12 protein-coding genes are annotated in these 17547 nt (G+C 43.4%); 5 read left to right on the top strand and 7 right to left on the bottom strand.

What is annotated here, in order from left to right; all coding sequences use genetic code 11:
* The first annotated feature begins 277 nt into the window (after nt 1-277).
* From HWQ44_RS04975 to HWQ44_RS04960, 4 genes are all read left to right on the top strand, one after another.
* On the top strand, nt 278-2326 hold the full coding sequence (locus HWQ44_RS04975) for a serine/threonine-protein kinase (RefSeq protein WP_292715976.1): 2049 nt from the start codon (nt 278-280) through the stop codon (nt 2324-2326).
* Between the two features lie 698 nt (nt 2327-3024).
* Entirely contained in the window at nt 3025-4278 is a 1254-nt protein-coding gene (locus tag HWQ44_RS04970) for an O-antigen ligase family protein (protein ID WP_292715658.1), read from the top strand.
* Entirely contained in the window at nt 4256-5416 is a 1161-nt protein-coding gene (locus HWQ44_RS04965; RefSeq protein ID WP_292715655.1) for a glycosyltransferase family 4 protein, read from the top strand. Before HWQ44_RS04970 ends, HWQ44_RS04965 begins: the two co-directional genes overlap by 23 nt.
* Before the next feature lie 44 nt (nt 5417-5460).
* The gene (locus tag HWQ44_RS04960) at nt 5461-5652 is read left to right on the top strand and encodes a hypothetical protein (protein WP_292715652.1); all 192 of its coding nucleotides are present in this window, start codon (nt 5461-5463) and stop codon (nt 5650-5652) included.
* A gap of 35 nt (nt 5653-5687) precedes the next feature.
* Here HWQ44_RS04960 and HWQ44_RS04955 read toward each other — a convergent pair whose 3' ends face one another.
* From HWQ44_RS04955 to HWQ44_RS04925, 7 genes are all read right to left on the bottom strand, one after another.
* Nucleotides 5688-8327 (bottom strand): chloride channel protein, encoded by a 2640-nt coding sequence (locus tag HWQ44_RS04955; RefSeq protein ID WP_292715650.1) that lies wholly within the window; start codon nt 8325-8327, stop codon nt 5688-5690.
* 196 nt (nt 8328-8523) lie between these two features.
* Nucleotides 8524-9837 carry a TldD/PmbA family protein gene (locus HWQ44_RS04950; RefSeq protein ID WP_292715973.1) on the bottom strand — a complete coding sequence of 438 codons (1314 nt, stop codon included), beginning with the start codon at nt 9835-9837 and terminating at the stop codon, nt 8524-8526.
* Nucleotides 9838-10105: 268 nt separating this feature from the next.
* Nucleotides 10106-10966 carry a Tab2/Atab2 family RNA-binding protein gene (locus HWQ44_RS04945; RefSeq protein ID WP_292715648.1) on the bottom strand — a complete coding sequence of 287 codons (861 nt, stop codon included), beginning with the start codon at nt 10964-10966 and terminating at the stop codon, nt 10106-10108.
* 113 nt (nt 10967-11079) lie between these two features.
* Nucleotides 11080-12465: a nitrate/sulfonate/bicarbonate ABC transporter ATP-binding protein gene (locus HWQ44_RS04940; RefSeq protein WP_292715645.1), complete on the bottom strand. Its 1386-nt coding sequence runs from the start codon at nt 12463-12465 to the stop codon at nt 11080-11082.
* A 25-nt stretch (nt 12466-12490) separates the two neighbouring features.
* Nucleotides 12491-14224 (bottom strand): ABC transporter permease subunit, encoded by a 1734-nt coding sequence (locus HWQ44_RS04935; protein ID WP_292715642.1) that lies wholly within the window; start codon nt 14222-14224, stop codon nt 12491-12493.
* Between the two features lie 214 nt (nt 14225-14438).
* The gene (locus HWQ44_RS04930) at nt 14439-15086 is read right to left on the bottom strand and encodes an HAD family hydrolase (RefSeq protein WP_292715639.1); all 648 of its coding nucleotides are present in this window, start codon (nt 15084-15086) and stop codon (nt 14439-14441) included.
* 241 nt (nt 15087-15327) lie between these two features.
* The gene (locus HWQ44_RS04925) at nt 15328-16521 is read right to left on the bottom strand and encodes an NAD(P)/FAD-dependent oxidoreductase (protein WP_292715636.1); all 1194 of its coding nucleotides are present in this window, start codon (nt 16519-16521) and stop codon (nt 15328-15330) included.
* A gap of 199 nt (nt 16522-16720) precedes the next feature.
* Between HWQ44_RS04925 and HWQ44_RS04920 the strand changes: the two genes are divergently transcribed.
* Entirely contained in the window at nt 16721-17344 is a 624-nt protein-coding gene (locus HWQ44_RS04920; protein WP_292715633.1) for a 4Fe-4S single cluster domain-containing protein, read from the top strand.
* Nucleotides 17345-17547 lie beyond the last annotated feature (203 nt).

Genomic DNA, 17547 nt, shown 5'->3' with positions numbered 1-17547 from the left:
ACTTAAATTGCTGCTTTTCGGATTATTGCCCAGATATTTTTGCAAAACTGACTAAATGGCAAATACAGATGTGATGTATAAGCAGAGTTGATGCCCATCAATTCGTCAAAAGGCATCACTCAAACACAATTTCCTCCAAATTATTTAAATTGTTCTATACCTGATGAGGTAAGGAAATTGGGGATTTGGATGTTATCTCAGTGATATTTACTAACAAGAGAGATTATACTGCATGACTTAAGATGAATATATACTCCAATTGAAATGGATTCCCAGTATGCTTTGTTGTGTGAATCCCGATTGCCAAAAACCCCTAAATCCTGATAAAAACAACTATTGCCACAGTTGTAAAGCGGAATTGATACCCCTGCTGGGAGGTCGCTATCGTCCCACTCAGGTGTTGTCAGATGAGGGCGGATTTGGTAGAACCTATCTGGCAAAAGATATACACAAACTGAATGAATGCTGTGTTGTTAAACAATTCGCACCAAAGCTTCAGGGAACTGGCCCACTAACAAAGGCCATTCAGCTATTTAAACAAGAAGCGAGCAGACTGCAAGAACTCGCAGAACATCCGCAAATTCCAACTTTATTGGCTTATTTTGAGCAAAATAGCTATCTATTCTTGGTACAGCAGTTTATCAATGGGCAAAACTTGCTTAAAGAATGGGAGACGCGGGGAAGATACAGCGAAATAGAGATTCGCGAATTTTTGCTAGATTTATTGCCTGTGCTGAAGTTTATCCATGTGCGGAGAGTGATTCACCGGGATATCAAACCACAGAATATTATTCGCCGTCAAAGTGATGGGCGATTAGTGCTAATTGATTTTGGAGCTTCCAAGCAGTTGGCGGCAACAGTGCAGACTAAAATGGGTACTGTTATTGGCTCACATGGTTACACTGCACTTGAACAGATGCAAGATGGAAAAGCTTACCCAGCCAGTGATTTATTCAGTTTGGGGGCGACTTGTTTTCATCTACTGACTGGGGTTCGCCCATCTCAATTGTGGATACAGCAGGGTTATGGTTGGGTTTCGTCTTGGCGACAACATTTGAACAGTCCAGGAAGGAATGGGGTTTCTGTTTCTATAGAGTTGGGTGAAGTTTTGGATAAGCTGTTGCAACTAGACATCCAAAAGCGTTACCAATCGGCTGATGAAGTCATCACTGACTTGACACCGCAGCTACCAGCATTTTCATCAGTTCCCCCAACTATACTTACACCAACATTTATAGGCACCGCAGTCAAGAAAGGGCCCGTTTCATCAAAACCAAATATCAAGCGGAAAAATCATCTACTGTTAGGTTCTAGCATTTTGATGTTGGGATTGGGGGGAGTTTGGTATTTACAGTCTCACCCCCATAGAATGACCGAATTTTCTCAGCCTATTAAGTCCCCAAAAAGCGTCTCGGAAAATTCTTTCCTACCAAAACCCCTGAAGGGGCATTCCAGCGATGTGAATTCCGTCGCTTTCAGTTCTGATGGTACAACCCTGGCTAGTGCCAGTGATGATCAGACAATCAAGCTATGGAATCTGGCAAGTAGACAGGAAATCCGCACCCTAGAAGGACATTCCAATTGGATTTGGACTGTAGCCTTCAGTCCTGATAATAAAACCCTCGCCAGTGGTAGTGCGGACAAGACAATCAAGCTGTGGAATCTGGAGACAGGAAAATTAATCCGCACCTTGCAGGGAAATAACGACGGAGTTACTTCTGTAGCTTTCAGTCCTGATGGCAAAACCCTTGCTAGTGGTAGTGCTAGTAAGGACATGAAAATCAAACTGTGGAATCTGGAGACGGGAAAGTTAATTCGCACTTTAGACGGACATACCAATGGTGTTCCATCTGTAGTTTTCAGTCCTGATGGCAAAACCCTGGCCAGTGGTAGCTGGGATAAGACAATTAAATTGTGGAATCTGGAGACAGGAAAGTTAATCCGCACTTTGGAGGGAAATGCAGAGTCGATTCTTTCAGTCGCTTTTTCTCCCGATGGCAAAACCCTTGCCAGTGGTAGTAAAGACAAGACAATTAAATTGTGGAATCTGAAAACAGGAAAGTTAATTCATACCTTAAAAGGACATAATGATAAGGTTAATTCTGTTGCCTTTTTGCCAAGCGTAAGTTCAAATGGTGTCACCCTTGTTAGTGGCAGTAGTGACAAGACAATTAAACTTTGGAACCCAATCACAGGAAAGGAAATCCGCACTTTAGAGACGGGTTCTGGATATATTTATGCCGTTGCCATCAGCCCAGATGGACAAACTATTGCTGGTGGTGGGAGTGGTGAGAACATTCTCAAGATTTGGCAGATGAGTCCCTGAAAAGTAGTGAATTTTTTGCAGCAATTGAGAGATACGCAATAGCAATTTTAGTATAAATGTCAATTGTGAATTGTGGATATATACACTTCTGCTATGAGAATCTCACACAAAGATGCAAAATAAAACCTATAAAATCATTCCGTATTGATTTATGCAATACTTTAATTATTAATCACACTCCTAACCCAAATTACTGTGTTTTCTCAACCAGAGGCGATCGCTGCGGAAATATTACCTTCAATTATCGCCATCCGTCATACCTGAAGATGTAATTTTATCTTTTAAAGGCGATTGGGGTTTGCTGGGCTTTAGGGGCTAGCGATCGCTCTTAAATCTAGCAATCATAGATATACTTGAAAGGCAGATTATAAGCTGATTTCGGCGGATTGCATTCCCCAGTTAAAATAAATAATTGGTAAGGCTTCTGAAAATTTTTAACTTATTTCTTTTTTGTCCATTTGCCATTACCATACTTTATACCATTTTTTGCATCACGCTCCAGAATATTTAGCTCGGCGAAAATCTCAGATCACTCATAACTTCAAGAGATGATATCGCCGGTGACTGTAAATATGATAGGATTCTTTACGTACTCAGAATTTTAGTTAGAAAAAATATCAAACCCTTTGCTTAAACCTGCAAGTTTGGGTTTATTTTAGGCTTTTTGTTGTCAAATAACTATTCACAACTACAAGGTTATGATTAATATATTTTTCCTGCTAATACTGTTTTCTTCGCTTTTGGGGCGGATTAAATTTCCGGGAATAAATATTGGTATCCATTATTTATTACTTCCTCTATTTAGCTTTGGGATAATTAGTTTATCTGTAAAATTAATACCAGAAATTTTAAAAAAGCATAGAACCATTTTGATATCTATGACTCTAGTGTATTTGTGGATGTGGCTATCCTCATTGATTAGCCCATTTCCCAACACTGCTATTACTTACAGTATAAAATATACTACTTACTTTATAGCATTTTTTGCTTTTTTAATTCTAACTTTTAGAAATCTCAAAACATCATCTTTAACATTTTACTATCGTTGTATATTATATCTATTACAAATAATTGCGGCGTTTGGTTTTTTAGAAGCTTTATTCCCCAATCACTGGATTTTTGAATTATTAAAATTTCCAAGTTATTATCCTCAGATTGGGTCAATCATGCAAAATCCTAATCAGTTTGGAGTAATAGTTGCTATTGGATTATGTTTGAGCCTAATTTTAGCAAAACAGAACAATATATCTAAACTTGAATTATACATAAGCGAATTTGTTTTTCTCGTTTCCCTAGCTTTGTCTGCCAGCAGAAATTCTTGGCTAGTTTTGATTTTTGGGATGTTTCTTTTATTGATATATAAAATTATTAGTATTAGAAAAATGGTTTTTATTATGGGTCTATGGCTTTTATGCATTATATCCATACCAGTATCTACATATAGAATTGGTTTGGGACATAGTAAAATATTTCCCTTAGTTAATTTATTTTTAACCAATCCTAGCGAAATAGTGCTTCCTAGTCCTGTAGGAACAGCCTTATCAAGGTTTGCACTTTGGCACGCAGCTATTATTGAAACTATTAAAAGACCGATTACTGGTATAGGTGTAGGAGTTTTTGCAGAACATATAGGAGTGAAAGTTTTTGGGGTTAAAGGTTATCACGCACATAATATATTTTTAAATGTTTTAGTAGAACAAGGAATTACTGGATTATTGTTATTTACTAATTTTTTAGTAAGAATTGCATCTTACGTTAAATATGCTAATCCCGTGACTATCATTCCAATTATGATGTTTTTAGCGTCTCAACTGCCAGATTTTTTTGCTGAAGACTATACTTTCACAACTATTGAGTTTTATTTTCTGGCAGCAGCTATCAATTCTAAAAAAGATTTTGTTATTGAATCAAAACCTGAAATTATTTACAATGTCCAAAAAATCCGCGATTGATAAACGTCATTTTAACTTAATATTTCCGAATATATTTGATTTTAAGGGAGGTATTCAAGTTTACTCAATATTTTTGCTAAAAGCTTTACAAGATGTATATCCTGAAGCTAAGTATGATGTATTTCTCAAGTATGATAAGGAGAATTTAAAACAACAGCCGAATTTGCAATTTTTAACTTCAACAAGATTTCATTATTTTGGAGGTTTACCAAGATTATTGCAAACGATTTTATTCGCTACCAAAATAATTGTTTTGGCTATTCTTCAACGTCCTACTATAGTCATATCAACTCATGTTAACTATGCTGTTGCTTGTTATGTTCTAAAACTTTTGACTGGGATTCCTTACTGGGTAGTTGCTCATGGCTTAGAAGTTTGGGATCTTGAAAATAATGCGACAAAATTAGCATTACAAAAAGCAGATAAAATTATAAGTGTGAGTAATTACACACGTCAGCGATTGCTTGAAGATAAGAATATTGACTCAGATAAAATAGTCCTTTTACCTAATACATTTGATGCCAGTCAATTTAAAATAAATCCCAAACCTAACTACTTACTCAAACGATATAACTTAACAGATGAACAGCCTGTAATTCTAACAGTTACGCGGATGGGACGCATGGCACAATACAAAGGTTATGACCAAATCCTTCATGCTTTAGTTAAAATCCGCTTCCATATCCCGAATGTTCGCTTTATTTTAGCAGGTAAAGGGGATGATTTGCCTCGAATTAATGCTTTAGTCAGCAGCTTAAATCTACAAGATTGTGTCACTATTGCAGGGTTTGTACCAGATGAGGAATTGTGCGCTCATTACAATCTCTGTGATGTTTTTGCTTTGCCTAGTAAAGGAGAAGGATTTGGTATTGTTTATCTAGAAGCTTTAGCTTGTGGTAAACCTGTGTTGGCGGGTAATCAAGATGGTTCTATAGATCCCTTGGCTGAAGGTAAGTTGGGATGTTTAGTTGACCCTGATAATGTAGAAGAAATTGCTTATAATCTAATTCAAATTCTGCAAGGGGATTGCTCTAACCCACTAGTTTACCAACCAGAATACTTGCAGCAAAGAACTATTGATGCTTTTGATTTTAGCCAGTTTCGCGCAAGTTTAGCAAAGTTAGTTGGTGGATATTAGTTACCATTAAAGGTAATTTTTTGTACACATTTAATCTTTGAAAAATGGAAGATTCAGTCTTTGTTATATTTCTGGCCTTTGGGTGTATTTGGATTTTGATGGGAGTTGTAGGTTGGATTGCGTTTTTAAAATCTGAGGGTGAGGAGATTAAGTTTGGTAAGTGGGGACTTATAGTTGCTATTCCAATCCTAATACCAATAGTTGTTGCTCTGATTATTGGTATATTTTATCGTTAGTAAAATCAAATAGTTATACTGTAATGCGTCTTTCTTTAATTATTAATCGCACCTCTGACTAAAATCACTGTACTTTCTACACCAGAGGCGATCGCTTCTGGAATATTACCTTGAATCGCCTGCTGCAACAATCCCTCGCGCGAAGCTCCCAAAACGACAACATCGTAACCTTCGGTTTTCACTAGGTTAATCACACCTTCGGCGACTGAATCAGCTTGGACAGGGAGAGCAACTACAGTACTAGACAGTTTGCAACGCCGCATCAAATGACGGATGGCTTGTTCTGAAACTGACATGTCTGGCTTGAGTTCTGATGGCTTGAACACCTGTGTCAGGCGAATTTTCGGTTCATTTCCCAAGGTAACTAAAGCTGGGAGCAATTTAATCGCTAACCGGGAATTGGGGCCACCAGCCATTGGGACTAGCCAGCGGTTGAAAAGGGGATTGGGAACTGGGGATTGGGGAATTTTGCCTAATTTTACTAACACTACCTCGCAGGTGGCTTGGCGAATTACAATGTCTACGACGGTGCCAAAAATCCGACCGGGGGTAGATGTGCTACCTTTCCATCCCATCAAGATGAGGTCGGTGTGTTGTTCGGTGATGATCTCCAAAATTGCCTGCGCTACGTCGTGCGTAACTCGAATCTGCGTGTGTAGGGGAATTCGCCATTTTTTTGCTAAGACTTCCGCCTGTCGTAGCAAGCGGCGACTTTTTGCCGTTCTTACCTGTGTTTCTGATGGGGAACTGTGGCGGGGTATCAGCATCACTTGCACGCAATCTATTTCATAATGGCGATCGCGGGCAATCGCTGCTGCCATTTGTAATAAAATACCTGCTGTTTCTGGATTAGCTACGGGCACTAATAATCTACCTCTACCGGTGCTGGGCGATCGCGTTTGGTAAACTACATAAGAAGGTTCTGGTCGCAGTTTAGGCGTCCTGTTGTCACAATTGAGATGATCTGCTTCCGCCCGAATAATATCTGCACGAGTAATAATTCCGATCAATTTCTGTCCATCTACCACTGGTAAGCGACTGATTTGATAGCGGTCGAGTAAATACAACACATTGCCCAGGGTGTGAATTGGTGTTACTGTCATCGGCACAGGCGTCATAATTTCTTTTAAGAAAATATCGGCTAGGTTGCGTTCGTGAAGCGTGTGCTTTGTACTCTCGCGTATTTTCAGCAAATCTGATTGCGTCACAATCCCTACTAACTTGCTGTCTTCTACCACTGGGAAACCGCGATGATGGGAATGGGCGAAGGATTGCATTGCTTCTTCCAAACTCATCTCTGCGTCCAGAGTTTCCACCCGTTCTTGCATCACATCTTTTGCAGTTAACTTAGTTAATGCTCCTTCCATCAGAACTTCTTTGGTCAGAGTGATGCCCTTTAACTCCAAAAGTTTCTCATAAAGTGAACCAGGTACTACCTTATCTGCAACCAGGTAAGCTGCTACAGAAACAATCATCAAAGGTAGTACCAGATTGAAATCTGTAGTCATCTCAAACACAATCACAATTGCTGTGATTGGCACTTTGGAAACGGCACTAAAAAATCCACCCATACCTGCTAACGCATAAGTAGTAGGAGAACCCACTCCCGTGATGTATAATTCGCACACACCGATGATGTGTCCTAAACAAGAACCCAAAATCAGACTGGGAGCGAATAATCCCCCCGGCGCTCCAGAACCAAATGCTATTAGTGTGAGGATAAATTGTGCCGCAAAGGCGATCGCTGCTACGCTAGGATGAGCGCCTCCAGTAATTAAGGACTCCCGTAATCCCGTATTATCACGGAAGGATGCAGGGAGCATTGCCACAACAACACCAGAGATAAATCCAGCCAAAGCCACCCGCAGCGGTAAGCTGATATGTAATCTTTTATAAAATTTAATACTAAATATCAACCCGCGATTAAATAATGCACCCAACAACCCTGCCAAAATACCCAATAGCACGAAAAAGGGAATTTCGGGGATGGAGAATTGGCTAGAAGATTCCGTCAATTGCAGGTTAAGGTCAAGAGAGCCACCACCTAAAAGCCGGGATATCACCCCACCAATAAAGGAGGCGATAATGGCAGTTCCCAGAGTCAGTCCTGATAAATCCTGGAGTAACTCTTCAACGATAAATAATACACCTGCGATCGGGGCATTGAAAGCAGCAGCCAAACCCGCACCGGCACCTGCTGCAATCATTTGCCGCCGATGATCTGGAGAAGTGGGAACCCAACGACTCAACCCTGCTGCCAAACCTGCCCCTACTTGGACAGTGGGGCCTTGTCGTCCCAAAGTCATGCCCGAACCAATGGCAATCATGGCACTGAGTAACTTCACAGCTGCCACCCGCCAAGATAATGTCATCGGCACATTAGCCAGAGTTGCTTTGACTTGCGGAATACCGCTACCATAAGCCTCTGGTGCCAACCTATCAACCAACCATCCAGCCACAAACCCCAGGATAAGACCAATTGCCGGTAGTGCCAGCCATGTAGGTACAAAGTGGGTACTATGGACTCGCCATGTCCCCAGCCATCCCGATCCTACTTTCAGAAACACCGCAGATAGGGCAGCAACCAAACCGATCACACAAGCTTCGGCGATCGCTAAACCTCTTCTAGGCTGCCACCAGGTACGAAAGCGCTGATTCAGAACAGGAAGAGACATAATTTTTGGCAATTAGGGCATTAGGCATTGAGCATTGGGCATTGGGAATTGGGCATTAGGCATTGGGCATTGGGCATTGGGAATTGGGCATTGAGCATCGGGCATTGGGCAATAATCGTTCTTCTTCCCTTGCCTCCCCTGCCTCCCCTGCCTCCCCTGCCTCCCCTGCTCTCCCTGCCCCCTGCCCCCTGCCTCTTTAATTACTTCTCCCCGTAGTGGATAGCCCTTCTACTATCAGAGATGGAGTATAACAAGAACCATTCCAATCAGCATCGTTGCCCAGTGTAACTAATTGCTTGAGGGCTGTGTAGACATTACCTGCGACCATCGTATCCTTAACGCGCCCAATTACCTGACCATTTTGTACGCGGTAGCCTAAATCAACGTTGATCGAAAAATCTCCAGAAATACTACCGCCACCACCCAACATTTGATCCACAATCAAGCCATCATCTAGCTGTTGAATCAAATCTGGTAGTGATGCCGAACCTGGCTGGATGAGAAAATTAAATAAACTAGGTGTGGGATAGCTACCTAAACCAGGGCGAAAACCATTACCAGTGGTGTCAGTACCGAGTTGGCGGCCGGTGGTGCGATCGCTATAAAAATGCTGTAAAGTCCCATTTTCGATAAACACTAAAGATTGAGTCGGAGTGCCTTCATCATCGAAAGGACAACTGTAAGGGCCAGCTTCCGGATCTTGATAGAGGGTGAGGCTAGATGAAACTACTTGGTTCCCTCGACGTTCCCCCCAAGGAGAAGCTACTTCTAAGACTCGCTTGCCATTCAAAGCTGCTTGTACAGTACCCCAAAGCATATCGGCTGCTTTTGAAGTGAACAAAACTGGGACGCGCCCAGTAGGAGGTAAGACATTTTCTCTGGCCCAAGTTAACCGCTGTAAAATTTGGTTAGCTAATCTCTCCGGGTGGAGTTCGCCCCGCTGAGTTTGTCCATCGGAAACATTCAAAAAATCATCGCCCCGCACCCATTCTGCTGATATGTAGCAACTGAGAGTAGTGTCAGTATAGTGACAATCTAAACCTTTGGTATTGACTAGTCTAGTGGTTTCAATATCACATTCCCAGTCACCATTGCACACAATATCTGGATAGGCATCACGGATGAGTGCGATCGCTTCTTTGCCCCAATCAACCAAAACCTCTATCGGCACACTTTCTCCTAAATCTGGATAGGCGGGCTGAGAGTTAGAGCCTAATTCTACTGGTTCCGGTTGATTAAGTTGACTCAGTGCCAGAGCTTTTTCCACCATTACTTCGGCCGTGACAGAACCATAAGCCACCGTGAGTCCCGGACGCCCATTTCGCCAAAGCCGTAGTGCTGTACCTTCAGATTGACTGGTTTCTAGCTGTTTGAGTCGGTTGGCCTCAAAAAACACTGGACGAGAAAGCGATCGCGACTGATACACCTCAGCTGCTTCTGCTCCAGATTTTATAGCTAGTTCCAACAGCTGTTCTGCTAGTGTATCTTGTGACAAATTTTCAGAACCCATGACCCTTAGTGAATTGTGGATTTTGAACCGCATATCAACGCTGTCCAAGAAAGTCCGAATCGCCAAAAGCCGACGATAAGACTTTCCGCTGATAAACGCAGATAACCATCCAAAAATCATCAGCATGTTTCAGCAGTTGCGTTGAAACCACAGATCAACACTGATGGACGCAGTTAATTATCCCAAATCATTGCCATGTCTCAACGTTTCTAGTCATTAGTCATTAGTCCTTTGTAAATACCCAATGCCCAATGCCCCATGCCCATTTTCAAAGATTAACCTCTTGCAACAGCCAAAAACCAGCAAAAGATTGTGCTTTGGGATCAGACTGTACACCGATAAAATGCACTCCGTTAGCTTTTTGCTTGGCTTCTTCAAAACCTTTAGCCTCTGCTAAAATTTGAGGTTTTTTGATATTTGCCACAATCCAGCTTTCAGTTACACCGGTTTCTAAAACCAATCTTGCCTCTTCGCTGGTGTCAAATCTCAAGAAAGCCAACTCCAAACCAGACATCCAGCCTGCCAAAGGCAACGCTCTTGGTGAGAAAATCAAAATACCAGGAATACGGGCTTCGGGTGACACTTGCACCAACTCTAAGGGGAAAGCTTCACCAAAGCCAATTTCCCACTCTGGCATTTCTGCCAAATCCGCAGCGTCTAAGGTAACAAATACCCATTGCTGTCCTTCCAAAGCATCTGGTAAACGTTGCGGCAAAGGTTTCTCCAAGCGGACTGAGGGATTAGTCCCCCCTTGATACCCTGCCTCTTGAGGATACACTTCCTCCATGCGTTGTTCTAACCATTGGTTGAGAACCAAAGTGCGGCGGCTAGGTTGGGCGGGAATGCCCAAGTCTTGGCAGGCTTTAGTAATCATATTGTTCATTTGGCGGCGGAAAAAGCGGATTTTAATTGGTGCTTTTCCAGCTTGGTTAATAGCCTCCTGCAATGCTGTCCGCAACCAGCCCGAATTTACCTGGTTACTTGGGCAATATTGAGCATAGCGAAACAAAGAATCTGCTTTTGTACTGATATCCAAGGGACTTTCGCAGACTAAGACTTCCCAAACTTTTTTTTGATTAGCATCCAAAATTGGACGAGAGTAAAAATCGATTTCCCAAATACTGCCCATGTTTTGCGGTAAAAATCTGGCTGTTATGTTTTCCTGATATGTTGATCATACGAGTGTTGGGGCAGCATTTGGCGTTACTGAATTGAAAGTATCTCCCTCATCTCCCTTATCCCTCATTCCACCGACTCAGATTGACTACTTGGCGCTGCTGTTAGTTCTGGCAGGTACAATCTATCTTCACTAGCGTCATACTCAAACAGTTCGGCATAACGCCCCCAATCTACGGCTGTGGCAAATTGCCGCTCCGCTTCTTCATGGAAATAATATTCATTAAGTAAATCGATAAAGAAATCCGCTCGCATTGACCGATTCCGTTTTTCCCGCAATGTCTGCACCATGCTGACAACGACTGGCACATTTGATAGCACCTGCTGCCGGAACAGGTCTTTACTGCGGAGAATGGTTGTGGTTGCGAAATCTTGCCCAATCTCGGTGAGGAAAACATCCCCTTGTGCAACCTCAGCAAAGCCCAGCATCACAGTTGCATCAAGCATCGGTAGCAGATCATCGACGGTTAACCGGATTCGTTCTGCTAAACGGGGAATATCATCTTTGCCCTCTGGTTGATCTACAATTAACTCCAGCAGACCGCTAATACCACCGACTCTTACATGAGGCAAGGGTTTTGCATAGGGCGATTCTTGGATTACACCAGGCGATCGCGATACTTCTAAAACTGATGTGGCTGCTGCAACTGCCCCAGTCACTTCCACTTCTGGGTTAGTCATCACCGTATATATATAGTCTATCAGCGATTTGAAGCGGATATTGGTACGGTCATGAGGCCGCGGTAAATCAATCACCACCTCACCGCGAATATGCCCCGGATTTGATCCCAAGATAATTACCCGATCTGCCAGAAACAGAGCTTCTTCAATGTTGTGAGTGACAATTAAAATACTTTTGGACGGAAATGTGCCAGCATTCCATAAATCATCAATTTCTCCGCGCAGGTTCTCAGCCGTCAACACATCTAGGGCGCTGAATGGCTCATCCATAAATAGTACTTGCGGCTCCAGCACAAATGCCCTGGCAAAGCCAACCCGTTGTCTCATTCCCCCAGACAACTCTTTGGGATAGGCACTCTCAAAACCATCCAAGCCTACCAAGTCAATGGCTTTCAGCGCTCGTTGTCGTCGCTCATCCCGACCAACACCCTGGGCGTCTAGCCCTAACTCGACATTTTCTTGTACTGTCAGCCAGGGCAGCAGTGCAAAGCTTTGAAATACCATTGCCACACCAGGGTTAGCACCTTGCAGGCGTTTCCCATTGCTGATTACCCTGCCTTCACTTGGTGGAATCAAGCCTGCCATAATTCGTAGTAACGTACTTTTGCCACTGCCACTGCGCCCCAGCAACGCTACTACTTCACCCGCACCTACCGTCAGATTAATGTTGCTAAGAACTTTAAACTCCCCTTTGCTTTCTGGCAGGGGAAAACTTTTATTGACCTGTTCAACAGCGATTAGTACGTTATTAGTAACTTGCGTAGATGTCATGCTTGCTCCTCTAGCGAACGATGGTTTAGAGATGGTATTTGGTTTCTGCTAACTCATACAGTCGTCGCCAAAAAACTCTGTTCAGCCCAACAACGAATAGGCTCATCATTCCAATCCCCAAGGTAATGCGAGGCCAGTCACCTGCTCCGGTTGCGTGAGCAATATATGCTCCCAACCCGCTAGCAGTCAGGGTAGTTGACCCCCAAGCGACAACCTCAGAGACAATACTGGCGTTCCATGCGCCACCGGTGGCAGTGACGCCACCTGTTACCCAAGCGGAGAAAATGCCGGGAATGATTAACTTGCGCCATAGCCGCCAACCACGCAAACCGAGGCTGGTTGCCATCTCACGCAAATCCGTTGGGATACTCATCGCTCCAGCAATGGAGTTGAAGAGGATGTACCACTGTGCGCCCAGGGACATCAACAGAATACTACCCCAATCAATGCTGATATGGGAACGGATAAAAAAGAGCGTAGCGAAGGGAAAGATAAAGTTTGCTGGAAACGAAGCCAGGAATTGCACTACGGGCTGCAACAAACTTGCCAGTCGGGGATTAAACCCAATCGCTACTCCAACAGGTGTCCAAACTAAAGTTGAAAATACCAGCAATACCAGTACACGTAGTAGAGTGAGTAATCCCAGTCCAAAGGTTTTGAAAACTTCACCCAGTCCCACTGTTGTGAAAATGAAGTGCAACCCGACAACCAGTAGCCCACCAATTACAACCAGCAGGATCAAGTTATAAAGGCGATCGCCTATTTTCTGCTGACCAGTTTCCACAGCAGGGGGAGTTTCTGGTGGTGTTAACAATGAGAGAATGCGGTTGAGAGCTTCACCTAAAGGAGCTAACGCCCGTCCTAGCAGACGAGGAATTCGGGCTGCTTTTAGCAGATCGTAGACCCAGGATTCCGGCGCTAGTGTTGCTGCACTCTGTTCCAACCGGAACTTATCCGCCCAGGCGACTAATGGTCGCCAAAATAGTTGATTTACCAGGATAATCACCACAGCGATCGTCAATAGCGCCCAACCCAAGGCAGGTAAATTCTTAGCTGCAACTGCGGCTGCTACATAAGAGCCAATTCCCGGTAATGTGTATTCCTGCTTCAGCACGCTGATCGCTTCACTCGCAGCTACAAAAAACCAACCGCCCCCAAAACTCATCATTGCATTCCACAGCAGCCCAATCATTGCCGTAGGTAATTCGAGTTTGGTGAACCGCTGCCATTTTGACAACCGATAGAGCCTTACTGCCTCATCTAGTTCCGGTGGCAGTGTTCTCAGTGAGTGATAGAACGAAAAGGTCATATTCCAGACCTGGCTGGTGAAAATTGCAAAAATCGATGCTGCTTCCAGTCCTAATAGGCTTCCAGGAAACAGGGCAATGAAACCTGTAACTGTGATGGATAAAAAGCCTAGTACCGGAACCGACTGCAAGATATCGAGCAGTGGGATCAGAATTCGTTCAGCACGGCGGCTTTTAGCCGCAACGTAACCATAAATTAAGGTGAACAGTGTTGAGTAAAACAGGGCAATAAACATTCGCAGGGTTGATCGCCCAGCGTAATACGGTAGATTACGTGGGTCGAGGCTGATACCTGGTACTACATCTGGTGGTACAAAACTCACCAATGTTCCAGCACCGACACGCGCAATCAGCGCCAGCAGCACTAATGTACCAAGAATGAGGGCAATATCAGCCAGACCAAAAGGGAACCGTCGAAGTGCTTCAGGGGAAGGAAAAGTTTGCTTCAGCATTTAACGATAATTACGAGGCTGGCATACCTTTTTGAGCTAATAATACATTATTGCCCTCAGTGGACAACGGCAAATAATATAGCCTATGGTCAGAATACCATCGTCAATCAACTCTACTGCGATCGCTGAGAAAGTAGTTTAAGTTTTAGTGTATTACAAGATTGCCCAGTTCTCTATGCATTAAATTGACATTTGGACTACTGTTGATTAACCCTCATTTTCCACGGTTGATCCAAACGCCTCTGAGTCCAGCTGCTTTAGCTGCATGGTAGTCTTCTACAATGCTATCGCCGATATGCCATGCCGCCTCTGGGGAACATTTATGTTTGTCTAAGGCAATAGCAAAAATTTGAGGATCGGGTTTAGCTGCACGTACCTGGGTAGAAATGGTGACGGAGGTAAAAAACTCTCTTAATCCCAAACTTTGCAATACTGAGTAAATCCGAGAATCAAAATTTGACAGCACCCCCAAAGTAACTCCCAACCGCCGCCAGTTAATTAAAGCTGGTAAGACATCGGGATAGACAAACCACGGTTCACCAGTGCCAAAGTGAATGTAAAGTTCGCTAAAAAAAGCCGAAAAGTCAGAAAATTCTTTGAGAACACCTGCGTTTTCAAAAGTGTTCAGGGCAATTATCCGCCACCAATCAAACTCGCGCTGAGGAATATCTTGTAGTTCTGCATCTGGAAATATCGGCGGCGGCGCTGCTTTAAAGCTTTGGATGAAGGCTGTATTTAATGTTTCGGCTGAAACTGTAACACCAAATTCCTGAGCTATCTGACTATAAACTTCGCCCACACTACCTTTGACATCGAAGAGTGTACCCACAGCATCTAAAAAAATAACTTTCGGTTGTTCCATCAAAGTTTGAAAATTTTGAATGTTGAATGTTAGATTTTGACTTATTAAAGAGCTTCTGTGGGTAGAGTCTAGCATCTGCTAAGTAAGTTGGCGAAAATCAAGCAAATCATCGTGAATTTGTGGGTTCTTTACCAACGCCCTTCAGGAGTGCTGAGTGCTGAGTTGAGAATCTCATTTTTTTACTCAGAACTGGAAACTGGCAAAAGTCACTAATGACCAATGACAAATTACCAACCTGAAGTTACCGAGAAAGTGTTTCTATAATCGGACGGGCTAGCCAATTAAAACCAACTTTAAGCTGATGCTCTAAAGTTGGTAGCCTATATAAATAAGCAACACGGCGGGCGATGTATGCCAAGGGCCCATCTAGTTTAATGCCCAAACCAGTGAGAGTGGCGTTGTCTATTCCTAGTGCCATCATTTCTCCTAACTGTTGGTAGTGGAAGGGAAGCAGAGGGCGATTAGTCAAAGTTGCCCAGATATTCCAAGCAGTATAATCAGCTTGTTGAAAAGCCGCTTGTGCAGTAGCGGGGACTTGCTGTCCTTCAGCATCATGACAGTCTGCTAAATCTCCCAAGGCAAAGATTTCTGGATGATCGAGAACTTGCAGATTGGATGTAGTGGTGATTTGACCACGCTGATTTTGCTTGAGGGGAAGAGATTTGATTACGGGCGCAACCCTCGTTCCCACAGTCCAAATTACCAAATCCACGGGAATCGTGTCTAACTGGTTTTTGTATTCTAGGGAAATGGTATTTTGCTCAATTGATTCTACTTTGGTTTCTAGGTCAAGAAACACACCACGAGCATCTATTGCTTTCTTTGCTGCTTCCCGATTAAACTCTGGGGAAGTTCGCAAAATTTGGTCAGCTATTTCAACGATCCGAAAGCGTCCTCTTTCTCCTAGTCTGTCGGCTAACTTACAGGCTAACTCTACACCACTGTAGCCAGCCCCAACGATCGCTACCCGAATTTTATCAGCATCCGATTCTTCTAAAAATCGCAGGCGTTCTTCTAAACGATAGGCATCAGAGATTGTGCGGAATGTGTAGGCGTAGGCTGTTGCACCCGGTACTAAATCTAGTGGTGTCTCACCTCCTAGCGCTAGCACTAATCGGTCGTAAGGAATCTCTGGCCCTTCTTGGACATTTACCCGTTGCTGGTCAATGTCAATCCCAGACACAACCCCTTGATAAAAACGCACCCCTGTGCCTTGTAAAAGTTCTTCAAAGGGTGGGGCAATTTCCCAGGTTTGTAGTTCGCCAGTGAGTAATTCGTAAAGTAAAGGAGAGAATAGGAAGCGATCGCTTTGATCTACCAGAACAATTTCGGGTTTTTGCTTAGATTCCCAAGGTAATTGGCTTAACCGCAGGGCTGTGTAAAGACCACCAAAGCCTCCGCCAAGGATACAAATTCTAGAAGTTTGTTCAGTCATCTATTCTATGTTATGGAACAATCAATATTAATTGGGCAGTTATCTTAAGTCTAGTAAGTTAAACCGGACTTTTCCAAACCCCCAAAAGTTTTTGAGAGATTAATCATCAATTAAATCCCTAGTTATATAACTATTGTCACGGTTATATAACTAGAGATTCGCTATATTTAACAGTTAACGGCTAAAAGGAGTTAAAGAGATGGAAATTAAGCCAACTGACCCATCGCTAGCACTCACGGAAATTCCCCCAGGCTATCTCAATATTATGGGTTACGTCGATCAATCAGAAGTTAATGGCCCTGGTTGTCGTGCAGTCGTCTGGGTACAAGGTTGTTTGCGTGAGTGTCCTGGCTGCTTTAATACTAACTCCTGGTCTTTTGAGGCTAACCAATTGATTGCTGTTGATACCCTTGCCGAAAATATTCTCAGCAATCCCCGCAACACGGGTGTAACGTTCTCTGGTGGAGAACCGTTTTGGCAAGCAACCGCACTAGCATCTTTAGCTCAAAAGGTAAAAGCTGCTGGTTTAAATGTAATGTCTTTTACTGGGTTCACTCTTAAGCAGCTACAGTCCCAATCTGCGCCGTCTGGTTCCCAAGCATTGTTAGAACAACTCGATATTTTGATTGACGGGCCTTTTGTACAATCTCTGGCAATTAATTCTCCCAATTCTCCAGTTTCTTCTAGCAATCAACGGGTTCGGGTGTTAAACCCGGCTTTCCAAGACCAGATTACTTGGGCTAGCGACCAGATAGAAATCCACATCCTCAAGGATGGTGGCCGCATTGTCACTGGCTATCAAGGTGGACTAGAACTAACATAGTGGGGCACTCAGCACTTCTGAAATGCATTGAGCATGGGGTGGGATTGAGGTTAAAGCTTAAAAATTCACCTTCTGAGGCTCAACTTTGACCTTCTGAGGCTCAACTTTGACCTTCTGAGGCTCGACGTTGACCTTCTGAGGCTCGACGTTGACCTTCTGAGGCTCAACTTTGACCTTCTGAGGCTCGACGTTGACCTTCTGAG

It is taken from the genome of Nostoc sp. JL34, from assembly GCF_017114945.1.
Lineage (GTDB): Bacteria > Cyanobacteriota > Cyanobacteriia > Cyanobacteriales > Nostocaceae > Nostoc.
This window is presented reverse-complemented; position numbering and strand designations above follow the sequence as displayed.

Excerpts from the sequence above, each read along its gene's own strand:
- HWQ44_RS04975 (WP_292715976.1), top strand. The coding sequence starts at position 278 with ATGCTTTGTTGTGTGAATCCCGATTGCCAAAAACCCCTAAATCCTGAT.
- HWQ44_RS04970 (WP_292715658.1), top strand. The coding sequence starts at position 3,025 with ATGATTAATATATTTTTCCTGCTAATACTGTTTTCTTCGCTTTTGGGG.
- HWQ44_RS04965 (WP_292715655.1), top strand. The coding sequence starts at position 4,256 with ATGTCCAAAAAATCCGCGATTGATAAACGTCATTTTAACTTAATATTT.
- HWQ44_RS04960 (WP_292715652.1), top strand. The coding sequence starts at position 5,461 with ATGGAAGATTCAGTCTTTGTTATATTTCTGGCCTTTGGGTGTATTTGG.
- HWQ44_RS04955 (WP_292715650.1), bottom strand. The coding sequence starts at position 8,327 with ATGTCTCTTCCTGTTCTGAATCAGCGCTTTCGTACCTGGTGGCAGCCT.
- HWQ44_RS04950 (WP_292715973.1), bottom strand. The coding sequence starts at position 9,837 with ATGGGTTCTGAAAATTTGTCACAAGATACACTAGCAGAACAGCTGTTG.
- HWQ44_RS04945 (WP_292715648.1), bottom strand. The coding sequence starts at position 10,966 with ATGGGCAGTATTTGGGAAATCGATTTTTACTCTCGTCCAATTTTGGAT.
- HWQ44_RS04940 (WP_292715645.1), bottom strand. The coding sequence starts at position 12,465 with ATGACATCTACGCAAGTTACTAATAACGTACTAATCGCTGTTGAACAG.
- HWQ44_RS04935 (WP_292715642.1), bottom strand. The coding sequence starts at position 14,224 with ATGCTGAAGCAAACTTTTCCTTCCCCTGAAGCACTTCGACGGTTCCCT.
- HWQ44_RS04930 (WP_292715639.1), bottom strand. The coding sequence starts at position 15,086 with ATGGAACAACCGAAAGTTATTTTTTTAGATGCTGTGGGTACACTCTTC.
- HWQ44_RS04925 (WP_292715636.1), bottom strand. The coding sequence starts at position 16,521 with ATGACTGAACAAACTTCTAGAATTTGTATCCTTGGCGGAGGCTTTGGT.
- HWQ44_RS04920 (WP_292715633.1), top strand. The coding sequence starts at position 16,721 with ATGGAAATTAAGCCAACTGACCCATCGCTAGCACTCACGGAAATTCCC.